The sequence below is a fragment of the Clostridium frigoris genome (genome assembly GCF_018861865.1).
Taxonomy (GTDB): Bacteria; Bacillota; Clostridia; order Clostridiales; family Clostridiaceae; genus Clostridium_AD; species Clostridium_AD frigoris.
The window spans coordinates 93,569-119,912 of sequence record NZ_JAHLDV010000006.1; the positions used below are offsets into that span (position 1 = coordinate 93,569).

25 protein-coding genes and 3 pseudogenes are annotated in these 26,344 nt (G+C 30.3%); 1 reads left to right on the plus strand and 27 read right to left on the minus strand.

Translation table 11 applies throughout. The annotated features are described in order from the left end of the window. Positions 1-72: 72 nt before the first annotated feature. Positions 73-1,842, minus strand: coding sequence for a single-stranded-DNA-specific exonuclease RecJ (recJ, locus tag KPL37_RS04855; protein ID WP_216146289.1), 1,770 nt, complete (start codon positions 1,840-1,842; stop codon positions 73-75). 2 nt (positions 1,843-1,844) lie between these two features. After that, complete coding sequence (locus KPL37_RS04860; protein ID WP_216146290.1) at positions 1,845-3,095, minus strand: M16 family metallopeptidase; 1,251 nt, start codon at positions 3,093-3,095, stop codon at positions 1,845-1,847. 156 nt (positions 3,096-3,251) lie between these two features. Here KPL37_RS04860 and KPL37_RS04865 point away from each other — a divergent pair, with 156 nt between their 5' ends. Beyond that, the gene (locus KPL37_RS04865) at positions 3,252-3,719 is read left to right on the plus strand and encodes a GtrA family protein (RefSeq protein ID WP_216146291.1); all 468 of its coding nucleotides are present in this window, start codon (positions 3,252-3,254) and stop codon (positions 3,717-3,719) included. A 178-nt stretch (positions 3,720-3,897) separates the two neighbouring features. Here the strand turns inward: KPL37_RS04865 and KPL37_RS04870 are convergent, their stop codons facing one another. The 25 genes and pseudogenes from KPL37_RS04870 to KPL37_RS04985 form a co-directional block, all read right to left on the minus strand. After that, the gene (locus KPL37_RS04870) at positions 3,898-6,840 is read right to left on the minus strand and encodes a DNA topoisomerase IV subunit A (RefSeq protein ID WP_216146292.1); all 2,943 of its coding nucleotides are present in this window, start codon (positions 6,838-6,840) and stop codon (positions 3,898-3,900) included. Positions 6,841-6,852: 12 nt separating this feature from the next. After that, complete coding sequence (locus KPL37_RS04875; RefSeq protein WP_216146293.1) at positions 6,853-8,814, minus strand: DNA gyrase/topoisomerase IV subunit B; 1,962 nt, start codon at positions 8,812-8,814, stop codon at positions 6,853-6,855. A gap of 234 nt (positions 8,815-9,048) precedes the next feature. Beyond that, positions 9,049-9,435, minus strand: a complete 387-nt coding sequence (locus KPL37_RS04880) for a hypothetical protein (RefSeq protein ID WP_216146294.1) — start codon at positions 9,433-9,435, stop codon at positions 9,049-9,051. A 154-nt stretch (positions 9,436-9,589) separates the two neighbouring features. Continuing rightward, positions 9,590-11,320 (minus strand): ABC transporter ATP-binding protein, encoded by a 1,731-nt coding sequence (locus KPL37_RS04885; RefSeq protein WP_216146295.1) that lies wholly within the window; start codon positions 11,318-11,320, stop codon positions 9,590-9,592. A gap of 356 nt (positions 11,321-11,676) precedes the next feature. Further along, a complete protein-coding gene (locus tag KPL37_RS04890) occupies positions 11,677-12,168 on the minus strand; it encodes a GNAT family N-acetyltransferase (protein ID WP_216146296.1) in 492 nt (163 codons plus the stop codon). A gap of 45 nt (positions 12,169-12,213) precedes the next feature. Further along, complete coding sequence (locus KPL37_RS19670; protein WP_246578120.1) at positions 12,214-13,182, minus strand: GNAT family N-acetyltransferase; 969 nt, start codon at positions 13,180-13,182, stop codon at positions 12,214-12,216. A 14-nt stretch (positions 13,183-13,196) separates the two neighbouring features. Next, a complete protein-coding gene (locus KPL37_RS04900; protein WP_216146297.1) occupies positions 13,197-13,415 on the minus strand; it encodes a hypothetical protein in 219 nt (72 codons plus the stop codon). Between the two features lie 67 nt (positions 13,416-13,482). Next, positions 13,483-13,944: a GNAT family N-acetyltransferase gene (locus KPL37_RS04905; RefSeq protein WP_216146298.1), complete on the minus strand. Its 462-nt coding sequence runs from the start codon at positions 13,942-13,944 to the stop codon at positions 13,483-13,485. 90 nt (positions 13,945-14,034) lie between these two features. Next, a complete protein-coding gene (locus KPL37_RS04910) occupies positions 14,035-14,250 on the minus strand; it encodes a hypothetical protein (RefSeq protein WP_216146299.1) in 216 nt (71 codons plus the stop codon). 106 nt (positions 14,251-14,356) lie between these two features. Continuing rightward, complete coding sequence (locus KPL37_RS04915) at positions 14,357-14,896, minus strand: GNAT family N-acetyltransferase (protein ID WP_216146300.1); 540 nt, start codon at positions 14,894-14,896, stop codon at positions 14,357-14,359. Positions 14,897-15,019: 123 nt separating this feature from the next. Then, positions 15,020-15,832 carry an alpha/beta fold hydrolase gene (locus tag KPL37_RS04920; RefSeq protein ID WP_216146301.1) on the minus strand — a complete coding sequence of 271 codons (813 nt, stop codon included), beginning with the start codon at positions 15,830-15,832 and terminating at the stop codon, positions 15,020-15,022. Between the two features lie 70 nt (positions 15,833-15,902). Then, positions 15,903-16,472 (minus strand): NUDIX hydrolase, encoded by a 570-nt coding sequence (locus tag KPL37_RS04925; RefSeq protein WP_216146302.1) that lies wholly within the window; start codon positions 16,470-16,472, stop codon positions 15,903-15,905. A gap of 84 nt (positions 16,473-16,556) precedes the next feature. Then, the gene (locus tag KPL37_RS04930) at positions 16,557-17,120 is read right to left on the minus strand and encodes a class I SAM-dependent methyltransferase (protein ID WP_216146303.1); all 564 of its coding nucleotides are present in this window, start codon (positions 17,118-17,120) and stop codon (positions 16,557-16,559) included. A gap of 233 nt (positions 17,121-17,353) precedes the next feature. Further along, a pseudogene (locus KPL37_RS20360) lies at positions 17,354-17,416 on the minus strand (carboxymuconolactone decarboxylase family protein); the annotation flags it as partial. 20 nt (positions 17,417-17,436) lie between these two features. Next, positions 17,437-18,052, minus strand: a pseudogene (locus KPL37_RS04935) (sugar O-acetyltransferase). Between the two features lie 58 nt (positions 18,053-18,110). Further along, positions 18,111-18,631, minus strand: a pseudogene (gene dcd, locus KPL37_RS04940) (dCTP deaminase). A gap of 43 nt (positions 18,632-18,674) precedes the next feature. Continuing rightward, positions 18,675-18,821, minus strand: a complete 147-nt coding sequence (locus tag KPL37_RS04945) for a hypothetical protein (protein WP_216146304.1) — start codon at positions 18,819-18,821, stop codon at positions 18,675-18,677. 78 nt (positions 18,822-18,899) lie between these two features. After that, positions 18,900-19,079, minus strand: a complete 180-nt coding sequence (locus KPL37_RS04950) for a hypothetical protein (RefSeq protein WP_216146305.1) — start codon at positions 19,077-19,079, stop codon at positions 18,900-18,902. A 2-nt stretch (positions 19,080-19,081) separates the two neighbouring features. Further along, complete coding sequence (locus KPL37_RS04955) at positions 19,082-19,729, minus strand: CatA-like O-acetyltransferase (RefSeq protein ID WP_216146306.1); 648 nt, start codon at positions 19,727-19,729, stop codon at positions 19,082-19,084. Between the two features lie 234 nt (positions 19,730-19,963). Beyond that, complete coding sequence (locus KPL37_RS04960) at positions 19,964-20,464, minus strand: dihydrofolate reductase (protein ID WP_216146307.1); 501 nt, start codon at positions 20,462-20,464, stop codon at positions 19,964-19,966. Next, positions 20,464-21,261, minus strand: coding sequence for a thymidylate synthase (locus KPL37_RS04965; protein WP_425514024.1), 798 nt, complete (start codon positions 21,259-21,261; stop codon positions 20,464-20,466). The genes KPL37_RS04960 and KPL37_RS04965 overlap by 1 nt, the downstream gene beginning before the upstream one ends. A 329-nt stretch (positions 21,262-21,590) precedes the next feature. Beyond that, positions 21,591-21,851, minus strand: coding sequence for a hypothetical protein (locus tag KPL37_RS04970; protein WP_216146308.1), 261 nt, complete (start codon positions 21,849-21,851; stop codon positions 21,591-21,593). A 125-nt stretch (positions 21,852-21,976) separates the two neighbouring features. After that, entirely contained in the window at positions 21,977-23,935 is a 1,959-nt protein-coding gene (locus KPL37_RS04975; RefSeq protein ID WP_246578121.1) for an ATP-dependent DNA helicase, read from the minus strand. Positions 23,936-24,471: 536 nt separating this feature from the next. Beyond that, a complete protein-coding gene (gene rlmD / locus KPL37_RS04980) occupies positions 24,472-25,827 on the minus strand; it encodes a 23S rRNA (uracil(1939)-C(5))-methyltransferase RlmD (RefSeq protein WP_216146309.1) in 1,356 nt (451 codons plus the stop codon). Between the two features lie 17 nt (positions 25,828-25,844). Further along, on the minus strand, positions 25,845-26,192 hold the full coding sequence (locus KPL37_RS04985) for an RDD family protein (protein WP_216146310.1): 348 nt from the start codon (positions 26,190-26,192) through the stop codon (positions 25,845-25,847). Between the last annotated feature and the right edge of the window lie 152 nt (positions 26,193-26,344).

The following is a 26,344-nucleotide window of genomic DNA, read 5'->3' on the forward strand; positions in this document are numbered from 1 at the left end:
TAATAAAGAATTAATAATAAAGACACATAGAAAATAGTCTATGTGTCTTTATTCTGTTTGTTAACAAGATGATTAACTAAGTTTAAATTCTAAAATCTTAAGTTGAATAGATTTACGCCCATTATACTCATTTATTTGAGGTGAAAAAATTAAGTCTAATTTCATTCCTCTAGGGTTTGATAGATAATTCATATGTTCTTCTCCATATCTATCTTTTAACATTTCTATAAATTCATCTACCCTATTAAAAAATATTCCATCAATCGTTTTATTTTCTCCGGTTACCACACACTTTATTTTTATTGTATTAGCGTTTTTCCCCAAAATATCTATTTTTAATATAGGAATATTTTTTTCTGCAAGTAAAGGTGACGAATTTCCTTTGCCAAATGGTTCTAACTGTTCTAACTCATTTATCATTTCGTAATTTATTTTACCTAATGGCATTCTCTGATCTATTCTTATCTTAGGTTTTATATCCTCATCTGTTAATGTACAAATATTATTTAATTTTTGCCTTAACTTTTCTATATTTTCTTCTTTTATTGAAAGTCCTGCAGCCATTGGATGTCCTCCAAACTTTTCAAGTAACTCTTTACATTTTATTAATTCCTCAAATAAATTATATTCTTTTATAGATCTTGCTGAACCTTTAGGCGTTTCTTTTCCTTTTGTTAATATTATAGTTGGTACATTAAAAGTTTCCCTAACACGCCCTGCTACAATTCCTGCAATACTTTCATGAATAGTGTCTTTATAGATTACTAATACTTTATCATTTTTAAAAGTGGAATTATGTATAAGTTCTATAACCTCTTCTACATTTTCTGTAGTCATTTCTTGCCTTTTTTTATTAAGATCAAATAAAGTTTTAGCAAGCTCTTTTGCTTTATCTTCTTCCTCACATAGGAGCAGTTCAACTGATATAGATGCGGATTCTAACCTGCCGGTGGCATTTATACATGGTCCTATTTGAAAACCAACATGATAACACTTAATCTCTTTATCATTAATACTTAACATTTCCTTTAAACACTTTAACCCAAGATTCTTTGTATTAGTTAACATCTCTAAGGCGTTTTTCGCAATTATCCTATTCTCATCTACTAAATCCACAACATCACAAATAGTTCCTATCCCTGCGATTTCAATAAATTCATTTGCAAATTTCATATCAATTCCAATTTTCATAAATAGTGCTTGTACAAATTTTAATGCAATACCTGCACCACATAAATTTTTAAATGGATAATTACATTCACTTTGTTTTGGGTTAATAACAGCATCTGCTGGTGGTAACTTAAAATTTCTTTCGCCTTCCTCATTTTCCTCAAATTGTAACTCATGATGATCCGTTACTATAACAATCATCCCTAATTCTTTTGCTAGTTTTACCTGCGGGGTAGCTGCAATTCCATTATCGCAGGTTAAAACTACTTTAAATCCTTCATCATTTAGTTTTCTTATCCTATCACTATTTATACCGTAACCCTCATGTTCCCTATCTGGCACATGATATTCTACGTTAGCCTGGCATCGTTTTAATCCCTTATACATTATAACCGTGCTCGTAACACCATCAGCGTCATAGTCCCCATATACCACAATCTTTTCTTTGTTTTCTATTGCGAGTTTTATTATATCTATAGCTTTTTCCATATCTTTCATTAAGAAAGGATCATACAAATCTTTTATACTTGCTCGCATAAATTTTTTTATAGCTATTTCATTATCAAATCCTCTATCAATTAAAATCTTAGCTACAACTGGACTTACACCTGATTTATTTGCCAGTAAACTAATATCTTTAGTAGTATTTCTTAGTAACCACTTTTTCTCCATAATTATCTCCTACTTTCCCCTTTTGCCATTAGAACCTGCACAGTAGCATTAACTAAAACCTTGTTTACTACATCCATTATCTCAAGCTCTGTAATGTTTTTCATTTCATCAAATTCCGAAAATAACTCAAACCCATCATTATACATAATTTCATATGCACATAAGCTTACGCTAGTTTGAATAGATTTCTCAAGGGCTACCATTCTTCGTAATTTATAACTTTTACACAATTTCAGCAAACACTTCTCATCAAAAAAGTTTCTAAGTTTCTTAACTTTTTCTATTTCAAAATTAATAATTTCTATAGTTTTTTCCACATTTTCATTTGAAGTTCCAAGTGATATTGTAAAAAGTTTTATTCCTATTTCATTTTTAATCTTACTACTTATATCATAGACCAGGCCTCTCTTAGTCCTAATCTCATCAAATAAAATACTGCTTGTACCGTCTCCAAAAACTAAGTTAAATAGTTTTAGAGCACTAACTTCTCTCTTATTTAAATTATTTATTGGGAAGCAATACTTAATTTTAGCACCTTGCAAATCCTCTCTATATTCATAATAGGTACCAGGTTTATTATTTTCATATATGTTCTCTAAATTTTTCACATCATTTTTAGTAACTAATTTAGCCTTCATATTACCAATATATTTCTCAACTATTTTCAAAATCTCCTTAAGACTAAAAGAAGATACAACGCTTATTACGCAATTATCAGCAGTGTAATTCTTTTCATAAAAACTCTTAATCTGATTAATGGTAATGCGCCTTACACTTTCCTGCGTACCTATAATTAGATTTTTAATTCTTCTCTTTTCAAACCCATTATAAAACATGGAATCTTCACAAAACTGATACAAATCATCCTTCCATTCCTTTAGTTCGGCGCAAATAACTTCTATTTCCTCGCAGAATCCTTCATTTTTAAAAGAAGGATTTAAAAGAATATCCGAGTAAATCTCAAATCCTTTTTCAAAATCCTCATCTAATGTTGTACCATAATATACCACGTATGGATAGTTAGTCATTGCATTGCAAAATCCAAAAGTTTCATCACATAGTTTATTTATTTCATATTCGCTGCGCGTATTAGTACCCTTAAAAACCATATGCTCCACCGCATGAGCAACTCCTAACTCTTCTTTTTCTTCTCTATTTGCGCCTGCCTCAAACCCTATAGTAAAAGAAGTTAAATTGTTTTCAGTTTTTTTATATAACAAATTTATACCATTTGTTAACTTTACCTTTTCCACATAACCACCTCGTTTCTTTTTTTTGATATGTTTTTGTTTTATTTTATTTTGTTTTGTTGTACACTAATATAAACTAATATTACAAATAGTTTTTTAATATATTTTTTAAAGGTGGTGACTAATTTCTTAAACATATTTTTTTAAGAAAAATATTATATGAACAATAAACATAAAAGAACTCAGTCCCTAGCTCAATTTATTAAGTATTCTATAGTTGGTGCATCCAACACTATAATAGATATTGTCATATTAAACATTCTATCATATACCACCGGCATAACTCATGGAAAAACATTATTTCTTTTTAACCTCATTGCATTTTGTATTTATTCGATTTGCGGTTATAATTTAAATAAAAAATTTACTTTTAAAGAAAATAAGCCCCAAAACGCTTACTTTCAATATGCATCTGTTCTATTTTTTACTATGATTTTAAATAGCTTTATTTTAGTATACTTAACACGTAGAAACCCCTTAATTCACCTTATGCATTACCATAGAAATATCGCTCACTTAAATCATCTTTGGCTTAACATGTCCATGCTAATCGGTTGTATAATCTTAGGCCTACTTGGCTTCTTAATTAATAAATTTTTTATATTTAATAAAAAAAAGGCACTCTAAAATTAAGTTTTATTTAACGACATTTCAGAAGGAAGGTCTCCCTCTTCTATAAGTGGAAGTTACATACCCTAACAAATATTAACGACTTCAGTGGGAGTATAAATCTCCTTCTGAAGTCGTTAATATTTCAGCTCCACAGGAGATGATTTAACCTTTAGTCTGTGCCTTTTTTATATCTCTATTTTAAGGTAACATTGTCTATATAATCGTCTAAAAGAGAACTAGTTAAGTTTTTACCCCTACCTGCTCTATTTTGGACATTTATATCATTAAGTTTTATAATTTTATTTTCACCACCAGATGAACTAACCGTCAAACTTAAATTCTCGTCACCTGTAGCAATAATATTGTTTATGCCTTCTATATTATTTGCTTTTGTATCTATATTTCCCTCTTTTGCATCTATCAAATTTACAAATATAACTTCATCATTGTCTTTTAAACTTATTCCAGTTACTCCTGATGCACCTTTGCCCATAAAATTAATTGTATTTACATTAAATCTTATACACATTGCCTTTTTAGTCACAATTATTACATCTTTTTCTACCCTATCATCATTAATTTCTACAAAAATCAACCTATCCTCTTCTGTTTTAAGTTTATAAACCAAAGTAGAATTAAACTCACCTTCTAATTCACAAAGTTTAGTTCGTTTTGTAAATCCCTTCTTTGAAAATAAGTACAGACTTCTTTCTTCATCAAAATTATCAACAGAAATTATCTGTGCTATTTTATCATCTGAATTAAAATTATCAAGAAGTGTATTTATACATGTACCCTTTATAGTAATATTCTGAACCATATAGCTATGTAATTTATGAACTAACCCATTTTGCGTAAATATTAATAATGTTGAAGATGATTTTGTATAGGTACTTAATAGCGTATTAGTCTTTCTACTTGATATTTTTATAACACCTTTTGCATTTAAACTAATATAAAATTCTTTATAATCATAGTCCTTTGTATATTCAAGTTTTACCACTTCATCACCAAATGTTAAATTAAATAACTGAGTACCAATTACATTTCTCTCTACCGCTTTAAGTTTTGGTTCCTCTATAGAAAATTCTAGACCTTCTTTAGTAATTACCTTTATATACGCTTCTTTCCTTTTCTTATCAATCAAACTAATATTAATAAGCTTTTCATCTTCTTTTAGTTTTAAAGCAGATAATTTAGAATAACTTGTAACAAATTTATCTAAAGATGTTTTTTTAATGTTTCCTTTATTAGTAAAGAACATAAATTGCTTACTTGTTGATAAATCCTTTAATAAAACATTAGCAACAATTTTTTCTTTTGTTAAATCCATTCCACGAATAAGAGTATCAAGTCTTTCGCCTTTTTCCTTCCACTTATATTCTGGAACTAAATCTCCTCTTAATTGATAAACATTCCCAATATCAGTAAAAATCATTAACGTCTCTTTAGTATTTGTTCCAATTAAGTATAAATTAAAATCTCCCTCTCTATACTCGATATCAGAAATATTGACATTAGACCTATTATAATATTTCATAGGAACTCTTTTTATATAACCATCGTTAGATAAAGTTACCATAATATCCTCGTCTAGTATTATATCTTCAACCTCTATTTTAGCTTCGTTATCATCCTCAATGATTTCAGTTCTTCTTGGATCATCATATTTTTCTTTTATCTCTAAAATTTCCATTCTTATTACTTTAAGAAGTTCCTTTTCGCTTCCAAGAATTTTGTTATACCCCCTAATTAATATTTCCAACTTTTTATATTCCTTTAAAAATATCTTAAGTTCCAATCCCGTTAGCCTATATAGCATAAGTTCTAGTATAGCTTCAGCTTGGATTTCTGAAAAATCAAACTTCGCTATAAGATTTTGACCAGCATCTTTTTTAGATTTTGAACCTCTAATCGTTACAATAATTTCATCCATTACATCTATTGCCTTAATAAATCCTTCTATAACATGGAATCTATTTTGTGCAACTTCAAGCTCCCTTTGAGTTCTTTTAGTAACAACATCCTTTTGGTGATTTAAGTAATGCATAAGAATGGTTTTAAGACTCATTGTTTGAGGTTTTCCATTGGCAAGTGCTACCATGTTAAATGGTATATTGCATTGTAGGTCTGTTTTCTTCATTAAGTAATTAAGTACCTTTGTGGCAATATCTCTAGTTGTAGACTTCTTAAATTCAATAACTGATCTAAGTCCGGTTCTATCAGATTCATCTCTAATATCTACAATGGATTCTAATGCTTTAAAATGCTTCTTTTCTGCTGTCATATCAGAAATTGATTGAAGTAATTTCGCCTTATTTTTTCTATAAGGGAACTCCGTAATGACTATGCCTAGTCGTCCACTTTCTAAAACCTCTATTTTCATTTTAGAACGTAACGTTACTCTACCCTCACCGGTTTCATATGCAGATTCTATAGCATTTCTTCCAATGAGAATACCCCCTGTTGGCAAATCTGGTCCTTTAATATGCTCCATAAGTTGTTTTGTTGTAATTTCATTATTATCAGCATAAGCGAGTAGCCCATCAATTATCTCTCCTAAATTATGAGGTGGTATATTCGTAGCTATTCCTACTGCAATACCAAACGTTCCATTAACTAGCAAATTTGGATATCTTGATGGAAGTACCGATGGTTCCTTCTCTGTATCAGAGTAGTTATTTACCATTTCCACAACGCCTTTATCAATATCCCTTATCATTTCAAGAGCAATAGGAGAAAGCCTTGCTTCTGTATAACGCATAGCAGCCGCGTTATCTCCATCTTGACTTCCCCAGTTTCCATGCCCATCTATTAAAGGTTTTCTTGTAGCGAAATCTTGAGCAAGTATTACCATTGCACCATAAACAGAGCTATCTCCATGTGGATGGTATTTACCAAGAATATCTCCAACAATTCTTGCTGATTTATAATAAGGTTTGTCTGGAAATGCCTTTAACATATATGCGCCATAAAGAATTCTTCTATGTACTGGTTTTAAACCATCTCTCACGTCTGGAAGCGCTCTTTCCCTAGCAACCTCAACAGCATATGGGAGGTAATTATCTGGCATTGCTTCTTCTATTGGTGTCATTATTATATTATTATCTTTTGGTATATCAATTTTTTTTGCCATTTAAAATTCCTCCTAAAACTCAGCATATTTATACATGTAACTTTTTCTTGGTGCAACCACATCTCCCATTAGAAGAGAAACCATTTTCTCAGCTTTTGCTGCATCTTCTATAGTAACTTGTTGAAGTGTCCTCGTAATTGGATTTAGCGTAGTTTCCCAAAGTTGATCTGGGTTCATTTCTCCAAGTCCCTTATATCTTTGAATAAGCGCACCTTTCCCAATTTCTTTTTTAGTCATTTCTAGTTGCTCATCACTATATGCATACTTAACCACTTCTCCAGTCTTACTAGCCTTATAAACCTTATAAAGTGGTGGCATTCCCATATAAAGATGACCATTCGCAATGAGTGGCCTCATATATCTATAAATAAAAGTCATCCATAATGTTCTAATGTGGTATCCATCAACATCTGCATCACTTAAAATAATTATCTTACCATATTTTAAATCTTTCTCAATATAATTATCTAAAACTCCAGTTCCAATAGCCGTATTAAATATTTTAAGTTCTTCACTAGCCAATACATTTTCTAGCTTTTGCTTTTCTGTATTCATAATTTTACCCTTAGATGGCATTATAGTTTGAAATCTTCTATCACGAGCTTGCTTAGCACTTCCACCAGCTGAATCTCCTTCAACTACTATAAATTCGGTAAACTCTGAATTTTTTAATGTGCATACCGCAATTTTCCCTGCAAGCGGTGATGCTCCCTTACCTATCTTTTTTCTTTCCGCATCATTAATTTTCTTTATTTTATCTCTTCTAGATGCAGCAGAAATAGCATTGTTTATTATGTTAGTAGCCATTTCTTTGTTGTCTTCTATCCATTCTAAAATTTTAACATAACAAAGCTCATTCATCATGCTATATGCCTCATTATTTCCTAACTTGCTTTTAGTTTGGCCCTCAAATATTGGATTACTTATTTTAATTCTAACTATCGCTGTCATTCCTTCTCTTAAATCGTCACCTTCAAAATCTTTATCCTTATCTTTCTCTTTCAAAAGATTAAGTTTTTTAGCACCATCTTTAAAAGCCCTTGTCATACCAGTTTTAAAACCGGTCTCGTGAGTTCCAGACTCTGTAGTCGGTATATTATTAACGTAGCTCGCAATGTATTCTGTAGTAGAATCAGTAAACTGCATGCATACTTCACCGTATAATTGTATCCCATTTATTTCTTTTTCACCTTGAAAAAATATAGGTTCCTTATGTAGAAGGGTCTTACTCTCATTTAGATAGTCAATAAAATCTAATAACCCTCTATCTGAGTGATATTCCTTTATAGCATTTCCTTCTTTTCTATTATCAATAAACACTAATGTAATTCCTTTATTTTGAAACGCCAATTCTTGTAGTCTCTCATCAATAAAATCCGAGTTAAATTCAAGGGTTGTAAATACCCTTTTATCAGGCATAAATGTAACTTTACTACCCGTTTCTTTTGACTGACCAATTACCTCAAGCTTACTAACTGGTGTACCTGGCATAGGTCTTTTTAACTCTTTATCAAATGAATATTCAAATCTTTGAGAGAAAATTTTTCCCTTTTGTTTTATTTCAACAACCAACCATTCCGATAATGCATTTACAACCGCTGCTCCAACACCATGGAGTCCACCAGAAGTCTTATAATTTTTATTATTAAACTTTCCACCAGTGTGAAGTTCTGTAAAAACCATTTCAACACCAGATTTATTTTTTATAGGATGCATTCCTGTAGGAATCCCCCTACCATTATCAATAATAGTGACACTTTTATCTTCATTTAATATTATTTTAGCTTTATCTCCATAGCCATTAGCTATCTCATCTATAGAGTTATCTAATATCTCCCATATGCAATGATGTAGTCCTTTGCTTCCTGTAGAACCTATGTACATGCCTGGTCTTATCCTTACAGGCTCTAGCTTTTCTAGAGAAGTTAAGTCTGTTACATCATATGTTGGAATTTCTTCATTTTCAAAACTCATAAAAATCCTCCAGTAAAATTTTATCACACATTTGCTATTTTATATGTTTATTCACAAAAGGTAAAGAGAATTTAATAAAAAAATAGAACATTAGTTTCTATTTTAAAGGATAGCTTTATCCTTTTTTATTATTTAAGCTCAACTTTTTACCCTGTTTTCTATAAAATATTGACCAGCAAAGTAAAACTTTTCTGCCGGCCAATACCGTAGTTTACTTTGATTTTTGTCCCCACCTTACTTAATTATTTTATTAGTTGGTGGCAATAGTGCTACTGCCACTCTTATTAAATATTTTAAACTTTCACTATCTATATTATCTTTAAAACTTAATACACTAGTAGAATCTTTCGCTAATTGAATAGCTTTCTCTTCTTTAAGGGCATTATCGCTGTTTTTATAGTTAGTTTCTACAAATTGTACAACTTGCGAAATAATTCTAAGAATTATTTTTGCATTTGCGGGTGTAGATTCGCTGTTAGCTAAAGATCCAAGTATTACAGAGGCAAACCCAAAATAATCATCTTTTAAATTGTTATCCTTATCCTTTAATAAGTAAGCTAAATAACCAAGTCCGATTACTAAAAACACTATTAATACATATTGAATAATTATTTCTGCCATCACGTACCCCTCCTTATTTGTTTTTATATTACTTATATGCTGCTCAAATAAGAAGTGATACGTTTTTAATCAAATTGTAATAAAAAAAAGCCTTTTCAGCTTTGTTTTATGTAAATTGTTTTAGTTTTTACTTAATTAACTTTCTATAACTATATTACTTAAACTGCATATTGTAAAGGTAAGAATACACGCCTCCCTTACCTATAAGCTCCTCATGTGTTCCTCTTTGGTTTATTCCCTCATCAGTAAGTACTACTATCTCATCTGCATTTTTTATTGTGCTTAATCTATGAGCGATAACTAAAGTAGTCCTATTTTTCATAAGTTCTTCCAATGATTTCTGAATAAATTGTTCGTTTTCATTATCAAGAGCAGAAGTTGCTTCATCGAGTATTAGGATTGATGGATTTTTTAAAAATACTCTTGCTATAGATATTCTTTGTTTTTGTCCACCAGAAAGTTTTACTCCTCTCTCACCAGTATAAGTATCATAACCATGCTCAAGACTCATAATAAACTCATGAATGTTTGCCTTCTTGGCTGCCTCAATTATTTCATTTTCCAATGCTCCAGGCCTACCATATAATATGTTTTCTCTAATGCTTCCAGCAAACAAATAAACATCCTGCTGAACTATTCCAATAGATTTCCTAAGTGATTTAAGTTTTATATCTCGTATATCAATACCATCTATTGTTATGCAGCCATCATTTACCTCATAAAACCTTGGTATTAGACTTGAAAATGTTGTTTTACCACCACCTGATGGACCAACAAGTTCAATATTCTTACCAGATTGTATTTTTATATTTATATTGCTTAATATATCACTACTATTATTATAACTAAATGATACATTATTAAAAGATATCTCGCCCTTAGGATTTGCAAGTTCTACTGCATCCTCTTTATCTGTTATATCTGGCTTTGTGTTTATAACGTCAATAAATCTTTGAAATCCTGAAAGCCCTCTTTGAAACTGCTCTGTAAAATTTACAAGCTTATCAATAGGATTTAAAAACGTATTGATATAAAGTATATATACTACAAGATCAGTTATTTTTAATGAACCGTCGCTTATAAATACACCACCAGCAAGAATAACACTAAGATAAAGCAATCCTTGAAAAAAGGTATTACCACTAAAAAATCTGCCCATTATAAAATAGCTATCCTCTTTGGTCTTTAAATATTCATTATTACCTTTAGTAAATTTTGCATTTTCAATTTCCTCATTAGCAAATGATTTCACTACTCTTATACCTTCTAAGCTGTCGTGAATTTGTGCATTTACTCCTGCTATCTTCTCTTTATTTTTAACAAAAACATCTCGCATTTTCTGATTATAGAAGTATGAAAAATATAACATTACTAATGTAAATAAAAGAAGTATAAGTGTTATTTTTGAATTTATACCTGCAAGTATAACAAAAGATCCAACTATTTTTAGTATGGATATGAATACATCCTCAGGTCCATGATGAGCAAGTTCTGAAATATCAAAAAGGTCTGTAACTATTCTTGACATAAGCTTCCCAGTACTTGCTTCATCATAATAAGAAAAAGATTGTCTTTGAAGATTGTCAAAAATATCTTTTCTCATATTTGCTTCCATCTTCGCTCCCATTATATGTCCCCATGAGGTTATGAAATACTGACAAAAGTACCGAACAATATACATAATTAATAGAGCTATACCAACATATATAACATATTTAATTATCTTATTTCCATCTTGTAAAACATAAACATCATTTAACAAATACCTTACTATTAACGGAAAAACTAAATCTATTGCAGATAAAATTAATGCACAAAACATATCTGCAAAAAATAGAGCCTTATATGGCCCATAATAACTTATAAAGTTTTTAAAAATTTTCATTATTCTTGTAACCCCTTATCCTTAAAGTTAGTTTGTTATTTCTAAAATTTCAACTTAATTAAATTATAACATAATTTTTTTATTCTATGGTTGTTTGTTTTATGACTCGTCTTTAGGACCTCTATTTTAATAAAAAAGCTTTGTTCATTTAAGGGTAGCAACACCCATACTTAATCCAAATAAAACAACCGCTATTACTACAATACTTACTATTATCATACTCTTTTTTTTCATTGTTTCACCTACCTCACATCTCAAATTTAGCTTCGATGATACTTTAAATTTCTTTTTTATCTTCTTTATTGTCTAACTTTTTTAAAATAATATCCATTTTTTTATTTATTAAAATAAACTTCTTAATTATATTTATTCAGGTTTGTAAGATGTTTTTCATAAAATACTAATGTCATTTTGCTGTTTATAATTTTAGTTTTACCAGTTTTTTTATAGCCTATTTTTTCATACAAATAACAATTCCGTGGTTCTTGTAATATAGTATCTAATTCCCATGCTTTTGCATCGTGGTATAATTCTTCAATAATTTTAAAAACCTTTTGTGCAATCCCAAACCCTTGGTATTCCGGTAAGATGAAAATAGGGCTAACACGATAGAGTTTATTATCCTTTTTTACTATTCTTATGCAACCAACAGTTGTATTATCTCTTTTAATAATATAGTAATCTGTAAATTCTTGATTTATTCGCATAACGGTTTTTTCTACTAATTCATTTGCAGGACTAGTTTCAAAATCTTTATATTTCGATAGTAATGACATAAATGCTTTGATTTGCATCTCATGAATAGTTTCTGCATCTTTTATTTCTGCTTTAGTTAAATATATATTCACTGCCTTATTCCCTCCTAATATACATAAAACTTAAATACATAAAACTTAAATATATAAGTCCATTAGTATTTCATCGTCAAAATCACCATTTATATTAAAGAAATCCTTATGTTTACCAATTTTTTCAAATCCAAATTTCTCATACATAGCAATTGCATTTTTATTACTTGCTTTAACTCCAAGACTTATATTTTTTATTATGCCACCATCCTTAACTGACTTAATTAATTCCTCCATTATGCAACTTCCAATTCCATTTTTCCAATAATCTTTTTTAACCGAAATAGCAACTTCACTATTATGAGCTATTCTTTTCCTATTAGGGCTACTGATTTGTGCAATACTAACAATATTATTATTTATAATTCCTAATACCATAGACGAGGTTTCAGATTCATTTATATTTTTAATATGCTCTATTTCCATCTCAGCAGTAAAATAGCTTTCATCTTTACCGAATAACAAATTATCACTTTCTCCACCAACAGTATAAAGATATTCAACAATCATTTTAGCATCTTCTACTATTGGTTTTCTTAATACCAACGTCTGACCATTTTTTAGTTTAAATTCTTTTAAAATACAACTTGATATATACCTCGGACATTCTTTTTCTCTTAAATCTTCAGCAAATCTTAATAAATAACCATCTGGATCCATAATTAAAAATTCTTTCTGTCCTATCATTACATTATCTGCTTCATACCAATTCTCTTGCATTTCTATTTTTATTTTATAGTTTTGTTTTTTTATATTTTTGTATAATTTATAAGCATCATCTACTGCTATTTGAAAATTAACTCCTCTACCAAAGGGATATGATAAAGTTCCAGTTTCCCAATTACCATTTGTTTCTTCAATCATAATTTGCGAATCATTTAGTGATATTAAAGCAAATTTATCATCTTTTCTTTGGTACACTATCTTAAATGAAAGAATATTTATGTAAAAATCCAAGCTTATATTTATATCTGAAACAGATAGTTCCGGTATTAATTCATTAAGTTTAACCATAAAATAATACCCCCTTATTTTAATTGTTTTGCGATACCATCATGAAATGCTTTGCCAGCAATTTCGCAACCATATACAATACTACCTCCCAAAAGAATCAACAAATCCACTTGCTCAATTCCATACTGTTTTATTAAAGCAGCTTTTGACAAATCCTCAATATCTCTTTTTGAAAGAAAATCACCAAGTTTATTTAGATTATCTGCAATCGCTTGTAAATTTATTTTTCTCATTGCATCCCCCTACTATATAAATAATCAGTCCCGCAATAGCTATATTTTACAACTATCACTTTTTATCTTACTTTATCAAATACGACATTGGAGTAAATCTAATTCCACTAACAGTAAGCTCCTTATCTGTATCAAAAAAGCCAAGACGATGATACACCTCTACTGCATATGGAGATGAATTTACTGTAATTTGACTAATATTATTCTTGCTTTTAGATTTCTCTACAACTGTTTGAAATAAACTTCTTGCTATACCTAATCTATGAAAGTCTTTGTTTACAAAAAGCATGCATATATGAGTAATCCCTCTTGTTGCAATTACTCCAATTAGGTCATTTTTATTTATACATCCCCAAAAATTTAATTCCCCTTCATCAAATTTTTTGATAATAGAATTGTAGGACACAAATTTTTTAAACTCTTTAATTCCTTGTTTGGAGTAATCAGGTGCTTCGAATTCCTCAAAAATTTCCCACACTAAATTAAGAGCATTTTTTATATCATTTTTCTGCAGTTTTTTAATTTCCACACGAAACCACCTTTCTAATAAAATATATCACCTCATATTTAACTTAAGTTACCATATAATTATTTATGAAAATGCTCTAACTCGTCTGATTTATATACATTTGCTTGGATTCCTATCAAACGTTCCCTCACTACACTTTTCTTCATAGATTAAACCTGAAGGTAAAATATCCTTATTTAAAAAGATACAAAACTCTCTTTTTAATCTTTCTATAATAGCCCCTTCAGTTAATAAAAATGAAGTATTGTTAAATGTATTTAAAAACGAATCTTGCGAGTTTCCTAAACTATTATTTTGATTGCTCAAATCACATTACATCCCAATTTCCAAAAAAGGTTTCATTATGGTAAATATGTCTTATTTATTGTTAATTATAAAATACTTTTCTCTCTAATAACTATTTTTTGTATAATCAATTAATATAATCAGATTTTAAAATATTATAGTATAAAGTGATAACCTCTTTATTATCTAATAATTTTAACCTTTCAGTCCTTTGGAACATATATTTAAATCCACATTTTCCAATTACTCTTTTAGACTTAGAATTAAAATCAAAATGTCCACACCAGATTAAATCTAAATTTAATTCATCAAATCCATATTTTATCAAACATTCTACAGCCTCTGGAATAAAACCATTTCCCCAGTATTTAGGATTAAGAACATATCCTATCTCCTTTTGCTCCAAATCAGAAAGACTATCATCAGGTTTCCTATTATGAAGTCCTATACTACCAATCACTTTGTTTTCTAATTTTAGAACTATAGCATATATTCCTTTATTTTCAATGAACATTCTTATTATCTCTTTACTTTCTTCCTCATTTTTATGTGTTGGCCAGCCAGCACTTGGACCTACTAATTCACTTTTAGCATACTCATATAAATCAGCACTATCATTTTCTTTCCATTGTCTTAGTATCAATCTATTAGTTGTTAATGTTTCCATACTTTTCTATCCCCTTCTTAAAACTTTTAGGTTCATCATCATATGAGTCAATATGAATCATCTGAACAGATAATCCCAGTTTCAAAAGTTACTTTATCTAAAAAAGAATTAAAATTGTATACACTAATTAACCCTTACAAGCCATTCCTTCACTAATGAGTTAAATAATTCTTCCTGTTCTATTTGCAAGCTATGTCCCGCTCTATCCAGCACAGCGAAAGTCGCTCTTGGAAAATTTTCTAATATACTCCATGAATCTTTATATCCAACACAATTATCTTGTTTCCCTAACAATATAAGAGAAGGTTTGTCAAATTTATTATTTAACTTATCTACATCAAATGTGAATACATATCCATCTTTTTTAAGAGTTTGTAAAAATACCTTCTTGGCTATTTTAGCTCCGGATATTATTTCATTTTCACATCTCTCATAAATTTTTTGACTCTGAACCACTGAGCTAGAATTAAAACCCTCAGCCACTTCTGGCGTCAGTTTAGACAACAACTTACTATCCTTAACCAAAACAATATGCTCAGGAACGTTACGTTTATTATAATCTGCTACTATAACTGGGCAAACAAGTAAAACACCATCAACTCTATCTGCCATTCTATAGATTACTCCTCTTGCTAAATATCCCCCATATGACTCACCAGCAAGTAAAAAATTTTCATTTGGAATGATTTTATTAATGAAACTAATTACAATATCAAGCACAATATCAGAGTTAGTAATCCATTCTGCACTCTCTGATTTGCCCATACCTGGCAAGTCAATATATATCCTTTTATAACCTTTTTTATCGCTAAGTACAGGTTCCATACATCCTGTCATTAACCTGTGATCTACATTATAACCATGCAACATAATTATTGGTTTTCCACTTCCTATTATTTCATAGTTTATAAATATGTTTTTCACTTTGCATTTCATCCTTTTTTCCCCTTTACTAAATTACTTTTATTCTATTTCACTTAACACTATGTTTATTGATTTACTCATGTTATTTCTCATTAAATTTTAAAAATATTTTCGATATTAATTTAGTATAAACCTTGTGCATATGAGGTTCATTTGAATATATATTAACTTCATTAATGGGAACCCATTTAACATCGCTATTTTCATCAGCTTTAACAATAAGTAATTCTTCTTCATCAGCTTCTACTAAGTAAGTAACTGATAAATGTAAATGTGGAGAAACATATTCTCCTCTTTTTATATGCCCAAGTACAGTCAATATGTCTAATGAAAATATTTCACAAGATATCGGCCTAACATTTTTTATACCCGTCTCTTCCTTTGCTTCTTTAATTGCAACAGCCAATAAATCTTTTTCTCCATCTGCATGACCACCTACCCATGACCAAGAATTATATATATTATGATGTACCATTAACACCTTATCTTTTGCTTTATTTACTATAAATGCTGAACTTGTTATATGTGCTATCTTATTTTTTCTAGTCAAAACGTCATCAAATATATCTATACAATTTAAAATTAGTTCTTTATCTTTTTCTTCTTGAGCGTTATAAGGAATATATTCTCTTATTAAATCAATCCACTCCATATTTTCTCTCCTTTTATAATAAAATATCCTTTCAAATATATCTAACCTCTTCTTAACACTAAATTAATTAGAATAATATTGTTTTTATTTCTTCTTATTTGAATATGAAGTAGATTTCTTTTCTGCCATAAAAACATAGTAACCATCAATTTCAGTTATTTTTACACCACCAAAAATCGAAACCAGTTTGTTCTTATACCAGTCTTTTCTTTTAGTAACCATATATATTCTCCCACCAACGGCTAACCTATTAAATCCTTTTTCAATAAATTCTTTTGGAACAGAGAAATCCACATGATAAGGTGGATTTGAAATAATTAAAGTAAAGTCCTTTTCACTAATATTTTTAAATCCATCACTTTCACATACCTCAATTCCTTTAACATTGTTTAGCTCAATATTTTGCCTTGTAAGCTCTACTGCTCTACTATCTATATCTGCCATAAATACATTAGCCACTCCTACTATTTTTGCAGAAAGTATTCCAACTATACCGTATCCACATCCTAGGTCTAATACCTTATCATTATTCTTAAATTCAATAGTTGACAACATCGCTAACGTACCTTTATCAACATTTCGAGGTGCAAAAACCTCCTCTGATGTATTAAATTTCATATCAATATCTTTTATATTTACATTTAACATTATTATATGCCTCCAAAGTTTTTCTTACGTAAAAGTTTGTTGCATTATTGATTGTCATTGTTATGCAACACTTATAAATTAATTATACCATTATATACAATGGTTAACTACTTGCCTAAAACTGAAAAAAGAACATAAAAATAAGACTAAAGAGATCTATAATCACTCATAAATTGACATACCACCTTGGGCTATTTTATTTCCTCAGATCTTTTCTCCGCCGCTTTTATAACTTAAACACCTGCTTTACATAACACATTAATACCTTTTACAAGAGTTACAATTACAAATGTTTCTTTTATCTGTTGATTTTAGCTTAGCAATTATAATCATCAACATCAAAAACATTGTTTTTATAGTAATATTTACGGTCTTCTTCTGTAATTACACGAATAACCTTGCATGAATTTCCTACTGCTATCACATTATCTGGAATATCTTTAGTAACAACACTTCCCGAACCTATAACAACATTATTTCCAATCTGAACCCCAGGATTTACGACAACATTTCCACCAAGCCAAACATTATCTCCTATTGTTATACCAATACCATATTCATATCCAGAATTTCGTGAATCAGGATGTATTGGGTGACCTCCTGTATATAGCGAAACATTTGGAGCAAATTGCACATTATTACCTATAATTACTTTTCCCACATCTAAAATGGTACAGTTATAATTCGCAAAAAAACAATTTCCAATTTCAATATTCTTTCCGTAATCACAATGAAAAGGGGCTTCAATATGTATGTCTACACCTGTTTTACCAAGAATATATCTTATTAATTTATTAATTTTTTTCGTATTCATCTGGTAGAAGGTGATTATACTCATATATCTTCTTTTTATTCGCCATTCGTTCTTCTGCTAATCCGTCTAACCACGACTTATATGGCAAACCCACAAGCATTCTATCTTTCTGATTCATTATTATATCCACCTTTCATTCTATATTAAAATGTACTCTCTTATAGAAATTCTTTATATTAATTTTCAAAATCCTTATATAATAAACTTGGTTGAACCCCTTCATTATTTTGATACTTTCCACTGCAATATTCATCATATTCGCCTTCAATACAATGATAATATATTTGACAAATTTCAACCCCTGGATATATTTTTATTGGTTGAACGCAAAATATTTCTAATGTCCAAAACCCTTGAAACCCAACATCACCAAAGCCTGCCGTTACATGAATGAATAATCCTAACCTACCAATAGAAGACCTACCTTCTAGCATTGGTACATATTTATTGGTCCCTGTGAACTCTACTGTTCTACCAAGATATAGCTTTCCTGTTTCCAAGACTAATCCCTCTTCTGGTATAAAAAGTTTTTTAACCTTATTTTCTTTTTTAATATCCAAAATGGTTCATCATAAACAAGCAATTCATTATGTAACCTCAAATTATAACTATTAGGGTTAAGTTGCTTTTCATTAAAAGGTTCTATAACAATATCTTTTCCTAGCTTTCTCTTTATTTCTTTTCCCGAAAGGATCATATATTACACACTCCTAATTTCTATATTTTAATGCTCTTCTATTTTATATACTTATTGATTGAAGTACTCCTTCAGGCAGGACAACTAAATCATCCATTTTTGATTTCCCCAAAATAGTCACTATACTATTTATATTTTCTGTACTATCAAATGAAATTGGAAACTGTCCTACAAGTATTGATACTTCCACGTTTTCCTCCAATAGTTTATTATATTGTGAGATTCTTTTTTCAATCAAATTTACCTTACATACCAATCATAAAATTTCTCATTTACTGTTATTCTTTGTCCAAATTGTTCTTCTAATATAAAAGCCGGAGCAATCTAAAATACAAGGAATTTTTCCATTTAAATCATTATAGCAATGCTCACCACTCGTAGTTGATGGCTTTGATAATAAATTTGCAGATGGAGCTACTAATAAAGTTCCGCTTTCTTTATCAAACAATCTTACGCCTTCGTCATACTAACAATTAACTGAGGCATAATTTCATCAAATTTTTCATAGAATTTTGCAATATGTATTCCGTCTACCAGCGCATGATTTACTAATGTAGTTGTAGGCATTAGTATTCTATCATTTTGTCTAAAATAACGTCCAAACGTAATCCGTGGATTACAGTCAGATGGACTGGGTACAGGCTGTATAATCGAAGTATAAGTAATCCATGGTAAGCATGATACAAAAAAGAATGAATCTACTTTATTTCCATCATCCTTAATACCATTTGTTTTGGATAAACTTTGTCTCTCCTTAGCGTATTCTAAAAATCTCTTAAAATTCATAGAAGAATCTAGTTCACAATAACAATAAGTTTCATCTTCTAAAGCAACTGTATGAGATGTATTACAATGTGAATATTCAATTATACTATCCCCATCAATCCTTCTTCTAAATTCAGGTATTTTATTTGCTGCATTTGCTGCTATATAAAGTATAGTTAAAAAAAAGGGCATTTTTTTTCTCTTAATCACATTAAATAAATTAGTAATGTCAATATTAACAGTTGCTCCAACATAAGGATATGCCATATTTCTAAAATATTCAAAGTGAGCTTTTCGTAGATAAGAATTCATATCAATCTTTTTAATATTCATATTTTCACCCCTAATTATAAATTTAAATTTCATATAAACTTAGCAAAATTATATAGAAATTATAACATACTCTCAAATCAAATATTGTAATTTTTATTTATTATGGAAATAATACCTATTATCTAAAATGCAAACTAGAAAAAAAGTTGACTCCTGTACACAATACAGAAATCAACTTTTAGTTTCATAACTTTTTTTTAATATAGTAACTATTCTTAACATAATCATAATGTATTATTTTAGCACGGTAGTCCTTTTCAAAGTTAAAAAACTAAATGCTGTTGTTTCAGCCTCATCTATAAACCCAGTTTCTTCTTCTTTTATATTCCACTTTGAATAATCTAAAGTTGGAAAGAATACCTCAGCATCATATTCCTTATGCACTTGTGTTAAGTGTATTTTATTACAATAAGGTAATAATAGCTTATATATTTCTCCCCCTCCTATAACAAAATATTCTTTACCATCATCTAAATAAGCAAATAACGCTTCCTTAGAATTTATTACAGTTACCCTTTCATCATTCACTTTAAAATTTTTATTTTGAGTAATAACAACATGATGTCTTCCAGGGAGAATACCAGGAAGAGATTCAAATGTTTTTCTTCCCATAATAATAGTATTTCCAGTTGTTATTTGCTTAAACCTTTTTAAATCTTTTGAAAAATGCCAAAGTAAATCATTATTTTTACCAATAGCAAAGTTATCTCCAATTGCAACAATACATGTTAGCATTATACAGCCACGCTCCCCATATCTATTTTACCAAGATGCTTATAATCTATAAGTTTAACATCTTCCGATGTAAAATCATAGAAGTTTTTAATTTCTGGGTTAATCCAAAGTTTAGGAGCATCTAAAGCTTCTGGTTTCCTTGAAACCTGTAGCTGTAAACCCTCAATATGATTTTCATATATATGTGCATTATTTATAACATGTGTAAATAATCCTGCTTTAAGTCCTGTAACTCGCGCGATCAAATGAACTAATATTGCATATTGACTGGTGTTAAATGGAACACCAAGCGCCATGTCACCACTTCGTTGTACTAACATACAATTAAGTCGTCCATCAGTTACATCCCAAAGAGTTAAAAAGCAACATGGTTGAAGCGCCATTTCTGGAAGGTCTTCTATATTCCAAAGATTCATAAGCATTCTTCTATCTTGAGGATTATTTTTTAAAGCCTCAATAAGAGTATCAATTTGATGATATTTAGCTATTTGAAAACCATATGCTTTACCAATTGTTCCATCGTCGTATGCCCATTCATCCCATATATGAACGTTTTGTTCCTGAAGTTTTTTTACATCATTAGATTGGTCTTTAAATATCCAAAGTAACTCTTTTACCGCTGTTTTAAATGCAACACTTTTAGTTGTTAATATTGGAAATTCTTCTTCTAAGTCAAACTGCATAATTTGGTGAGGGAGCTTATAAGTTGAAACTCCAGTACGGTTTTGGTCATGATATCCTCTTTTTAAAATTTTCTCAACTATTTTTAAGTATTGTCTATCCATCTCATTCAACATAATTTTCCATAGCAAGAGAGTGTACATATGTACTCAAACCCACTAAATACGCACTTCCTTTCTTATTTTGAATTCTTATATGAATACCACTAATTATTTTTGTTTTATGTATTTACTTATATTTTGTCTACAAATTTGATTATACTCCTAATACTAGATTAAAAACATAAAAATAGAACTAAGGAAATTCAAACCATAGTTCTATCATTTTTCTTTCATTATTCTATATTAAGATTAGCATATATAGCTTAGCCAATTATGCCTTAACTATATCAACAATAGTATTATGCAATGCATATAATTTTCATCTTCATCCCCAATACGTCTATCTATTCAGCATCAAAATCAATAAAGTAATTTTTCTCTGGTGTATGTATCGTGAGGGTTGCTAAATTAATATTGTCCTCTAAAATATCCACTTTGTATTCGAACATGATATCATCATTTTGCTTCTTCATGAATAAATAACTTCCTTCTTCTTGATCCTCGGCCTCATCACTTATTTCAGCGTAGATTTCTTCGCCACTGACTTCTCCAGGATATCCTGACTTTATTATTTTTTCATCTATTGCTTTAAAAAACTGTTCCATTTTTTCGCTCTCCTTCTTTTTTTAATACCTATTTCTTTTCAAATCAAGTATATACTATACTTCTAAATAACAGCCTTAATCATTATTAATTAATGATCAGAGCAAAACCTCACTTATCAAGCATTTCAAATCTCCCTATGTTCCAAAGTTTTGATTTTCGCTCCTCTAGGTAGAGCTCTCATAACCACCTTTTCCCATGGGGTTCCTATTACTTGATCCATGACAGCTATTGCTCCACGGTCATCCTTTGTTCTAATTAATCTGCCACAACCTTGTTTTAACTTCAATCCCATTTCAGGGTAATCAACAGTTATAAGTGGATTCATCCCCTCTTCTTCTGCATCTTTGCGCCTCATTTCAATCAAAGGGTCTAGTGAAGGAAATGGAAGCTGCCAAACTACAACGAGAGATAAAGACTCCCCGGGCACATCAATTCCCTCCCAAAAGGTAGAACCTACTAATACAGATGTAACTTCCGCACGAAACTTTTGGACAAGATATCCTCGCTCACCTTTATCCTCCCATAAAACTTCAAAAGGTAGCGCGTATCCACTAATTTCTTTTCTTATTTTCCTAACTTCCTTCAAAGAGTTAACAAGTATCAGCGCTCTTCCTCCATTTTCTTTCAGCAAACATAGTAATTGTTCAATTTTACGTGAAAACTTGGCACTGTCGGTGTCCTCAAATGATGGCTGATGTAAATAAACCACCACCTGCTTTTCAATATCAAAGGGACTTCCAACCGTTGATATTGCTGGATCCTTTAAACCCAGAGTCCTCATAAGGTAACCAAAATCACCCTTATCACTTAAAGTTCCTGAAGTAAACACCACAGGCAATTTTTTCGAAAATAAATGTTTATCTAGCATATTGCTCAAGTTCCGAGGAACTACCCAAAAGCTGCCGTCGGACCTATCTATCCAAGTAATAACCTCTGTACCTTTATTCCTACCAAACCTAGCTAAGGCTGTAATTGATAGTTCTATTTGAATTTCAAAGGTATGTAACGTGCTTTCCGGTAGCTCGTTTATGTATAGCTCTTCCTCAATTTGTATCTCTAAGAGCAACCGATCTAGTGCCTTATGAAAAGTATCAGCTGCTTTCAGAAGTATATCATCGGTGCGAACCGCCAGACGCTCTGATTGCTCATCGTCTATTACGTTTTGATTAAGTTTTTCAAAAAAGTTAGAAGTGGCCTGGCTCAATGCAATTACACATGCAACCAGTGAAGTTCTTGCTCCCTGGATTTCCTCTATCGAAAGGATAATATTATCAATATCCTCTTTGTGAATTTGTCTTCCAGCACCCATAGCTGCCGGCAGTATGACTTTATGGCCTTCATCAAAAATCACCAGTGAGTAATCTGGAAGCATAGGCATTTTACCGTCTGCAATTCTTTCATCCCTTGTCCACAGGTCCTGAAAAAAGATACTATGATCAGCAATAATTAAATCCTTGGAAGATCTGTAATGTTTCCGTGCCTTAACAAGCTTACAAAATCCTCTTCTGGTACAGGCATCACAGGGCATAGTTTCATCCCATCCAATCTGTCTCCATACACTATCGGATATGTGCGGCATTTCTGAGCGTTCACCTTTTGTAGTCCTGGATAACCATTGATTAATCTCATCAGAGGCTGTTGCATCGCCAAACACTCCCCCTGTTCCACTAACTCTCTCATCACAAACATACTGATGAGGATCCTTTGCCATTGGCGCATCTATTTCTAATCCCAGTATTCGGGAAAGTGTTTGAATATCTCCCTTTGGCCCTGCCAGCTGTTCCTGAAGTGCTGTTGAGGCACATGCAATTACTACAGGTTTTCCGCTAAAACCAGCGTAGGCAATTGCAGTGAGTAAGTAGGCGAAGGTCTTTCCGGTACCGACTTCAGCCTCAGCCAGATGAACTTTTTTATTACAAACTGCATCAGCAAGCTGAAACGCAGTATATATTTGTTCATCACGTATCTCATATCCGTGTTTCGGAAGAATATCGTAAAAAATATCACCAATCCAATCCATCAACTTACTTGAAAACTCTTTTTTTGTTTTATAATCAAAGGTGTGCCTTATTTTCTTATGCAAAATTTTATCCTCCTGTTAACCTATGGAATACCATAGAAAATATTATGTGAAACTTTACTTTCAGTTATGTACATGCACATAGTTTTTCTTTATACACTAAACATAACTACCCTTACATTCTAAACTTTTTCAATAAGTATTATAACATTAACAATGGAGAAAAAATTACATCTTTTAATAATTCTAATTTTGAATCTCCACCTGTTTATTAAAATTAGTTAAATTTAATAAATATCTTGTTAAATTTAACTAGTTTTTAATTAAGTTATTTACTACTGCCTTGAACATTCCTGTTATTTATAGTTAAGACTAAATGAGCTATTGCAAATATTTAACATCACCCGGGAAATTTTCCGATTACCTTTCCACTTGAGGAGCAAAAAAAAATAAAAGCACAGATAATATAACTTGACCTGTGCTTAATTAATGCAATTTTTTAATTAAAATCGTCTTGGACATAATAATATTGCCACCATAAAATAATTTACGGTGGCAAATGGACGGTTTTGAGTTAAATATTCACTTGTTAAACCCTGTTATAGCTTCACTATATCAACAATAGTCTCTATATGAGGGGTATGAGGGAACATATCCATAAGTATTACTTTATTCACCTTATATCCGTTATTAATCATTTCTTTTAAATCAACAACTAAACTTTTAGGATTACATGAAACATAAACTATGTGCGGCGCATCAAATTTTATTACATAATCTAATGCTGTAGGATGAACGCCTGCTCTTGGAGGATCCAAGATAATGCTATCTGGTTTATCTTGTACATCTTTTATAACTTTCGCTACATCCCCTGCTATAAACTCACAATTATCTAATCCATTAATTCTTGCATTTTCATTTGCAGCAGCAACTGCTTCTTCTATTAATTCAATTCCCAAAACTTTTTTAGCTTTAGCTGCAACAATTTGACCTATAGTTCCTGTTCCACAATATAAATCAAACACAACTTTTGATTCTGAATCACCTAAAAAATCTCTAACTATACTATAGAGCTTTTCTGCACCTTTTGAATTTGTTTGAAAAAAAGCAAAAGGATTTATTTTAAACTTAAGATCTAATATGTTTTCCATAATATATTCTTTTCCGTATAATAGTTCAGTTTTATCAGCTTGAACTATATCCGATAGTGAATCATTATATGTATGCATTACTCCTGTAATAACTCCATCACATTTTAATTCTTTAAGCTTATTCGTAATTTCACTAAGATCTAAATCTATCTGTGATGTGGTTACTAAATTCACCAATATTTCGCCAGTGTTTTTAGCCTTTCGAATCACTAAGTTTCTTAAATAACCCTTTCGCTCCATTACATTATAATGTGGTAATTTTAACTCTGTAAAATAATTTAATACTAATTTTAAAATTTCTCTAAAATCTACATCTACTATTTTGCAATCATCAACAGTAACTATGCTAAAACTTCTTCCTTTTGTATGCATACCTAAAGTTAACTCTTCATTTTTTCTAAAATCACCAAAAGTGAATTCCATCTTATTTCTATACTCAAATTGCTCAGGGCTCTGCTGTATACCCAAAAATTCAAAATCTTTTATCTCTGCCTCTGCAAACAATTTTAATACCTGTTGCTTTTTAAATTCTAATTGTTTTTCATAAGAAAGAAATTGATGGCTACATCCTCCACAAAATTCGGTGATTTTGCAACGAGGTTCAACTTTATAGTCTACATCTTCAAGTATTTTCACAAGTTTTGCCTCTACTACAAACTGCTTCTTTCTTGATACTTTAGCAATTACCTTTTGACCTGGCAATGTGTTTTTAATCAGTACCTTTTCACCTTCATAGTATGCTATTCCCTGCGCTGGAAATTCTAACTCTTCTATATCAAATTCATATTCTTTTCTTTTTTGCATATTTTTTTCACAAACTCCTATCGTTTAGTAATAAATAATCCTGATGCTTTTTTTCCAAATGTAGCTGACGTTTTTCCACTTTCCATAATACTCATGTATAATACCATAATAACCATAAAAATCACAAATATCATTCCAAATTTTTGCGTAAATGCGTATCCTGATATTCTAAGTATAGTATCTATTATAAATACCACTAATGTTGATGTCACACCTACAACTATTAGATCTATAAGGCTTGCCATAAAAGTGTTTAAAAAAGTAGGTCTTGATGCATTATTTGAATTAGATTTAACTAATTTTTCATCTTTCATTGCTAATTGACCGTCTTCATTATTTGCATTTTTCCCTTCTTGTTCTAACATTCTAATTCCTCCTATCATATATTATTATTTTTGTTAACTTTTATTTTTCTTAATTCCTCATTTGAAATAATTATAATTTTACTCCACCTATATATAATACGTATTTTTGACATATAAATCAATAGTTTATTAAGTATCTTCATGTATTTACC

What these genes read in the sequence shown, in the direction of transcription:
- KPL37_RS04965 (WP_425514024.1), bottom strand. Translation starts at nt 21,261, where the DNA reads ATGTTGAATGAGATGGATAGACAATACTTAAAAATAGTTGAGAAAATT.
- KPL37_RS04920 (WP_216146301.1), bottom strand. Translation starts at nt 15,832, where the DNA reads ATGAAATGCAAAGTGAAAAACATATTTATAAACTATGAAATAATAGGA.
- rlmD (WP_216146309.1), bottom strand. Translation starts at nt 25,827, where the DNA reads ATGCAAAAAAGAAAAGAATATGAATTTGATATAGAAGAGTTAGAATTT.
- KPL37_RS04865 (WP_216146291.1), top strand. Translation starts at nt 3,252, where the DNA reads ATGAACAATAAACATAAAAGAACTCAGTCCCTAGCTCAATTTATTAAG.
- KPL37_RS19670 (WP_246578120.1), bottom strand. Translation starts at nt 13,182, where the DNA reads ATGGTTAAACTTAATGAATTAATACCGGAACTATCTGTTTCAGATATA.
- recJ (WP_216146289.1), bottom strand. Translation starts at nt 1,842, where the DNA reads ATGGAGAAAAAGTGGTTACTAAGAAATACTACTAAAGATATTAGTTTA.
- KPL37_RS04870 (WP_216146292.1), bottom strand. Translation starts at nt 6,840, where the DNA reads ATGGCAAAAAAAATTGATATACCAAAAGATAATAATATAATAATGACA.
- KPL37_RS04885 (WP_216146295.1), bottom strand. Translation starts at nt 11,320, where the DNA reads ATGAAAATTTTTAAAAACTTTATAAGTTATTATGGGCCATATAAGGCT.
- KPL37_RS04925 (WP_216146302.1), bottom strand. Translation starts at nt 16,472, where the DNA reads ATGGAGTGGATTGATTTAATAAGAGAATATATTCCTTATAACGCTCAA.
- KPL37_RS04930 (WP_216146303.1), bottom strand. Translation starts at nt 17,120, where the DNA reads ATGTTAAATGTAAATATAAAAGATATTGATATGAAATTTAATACATCA.
- KPL37_RS04960 (WP_216146307.1), bottom strand. Translation starts at nt 20,464, where the DNA reads ATGCTAACATGTATTGTTGCAATTGGAGATAACTTTGCTATTGGTAAA.
- KPL37_RS04880 (WP_216146294.1), bottom strand. Translation starts at nt 9,435, where the DNA reads ATGGCAGAAATAATTATTCAATATGTATTAATAGTGTTTTTAGTAATC.
- KPL37_RS04955 (WP_216146306.1), bottom strand. Translation starts at nt 19,729, where the DNA reads ATGAATATTAAAAAGATTGATATGAATTCTTATCTACGAAAAGCTCAC.
- KPL37_RS04985 (WP_216146310.1), bottom strand. Translation starts at nt 26,192, where the DNA reads ATGTTAGAACAAGAAGGGAAAAATGCAAATAATGAAGACGGTCAATTA.
- KPL37_RS04970 (WP_216146308.1), bottom strand. Translation starts at nt 21,851, where the DNA reads ATGGAACAGTTTTTTAAAGCAATAGATGAAAAAATAATAAAGTCAGGA.
- KPL37_RS04915 (WP_216146300.1), bottom strand. Translation starts at nt 14,896, where the DNA reads ATGGAAACATTAACAACTAATAGATTGATACTAAGACAATGGAAAGAA.
- KPL37_RS04900 (WP_216146297.1), bottom strand. Translation starts at nt 13,415, where the DNA reads ATGAGAAAAATAAATTTACAAGCGATTGCAGATAATCTAAATAAACTT.
- KPL37_RS04875 (WP_216146293.1), bottom strand. Translation starts at nt 8,814, where the DNA reads ATGAGTTTTGAAAATGAAGAAATTCCAACATATGATGTAACAGACTTA.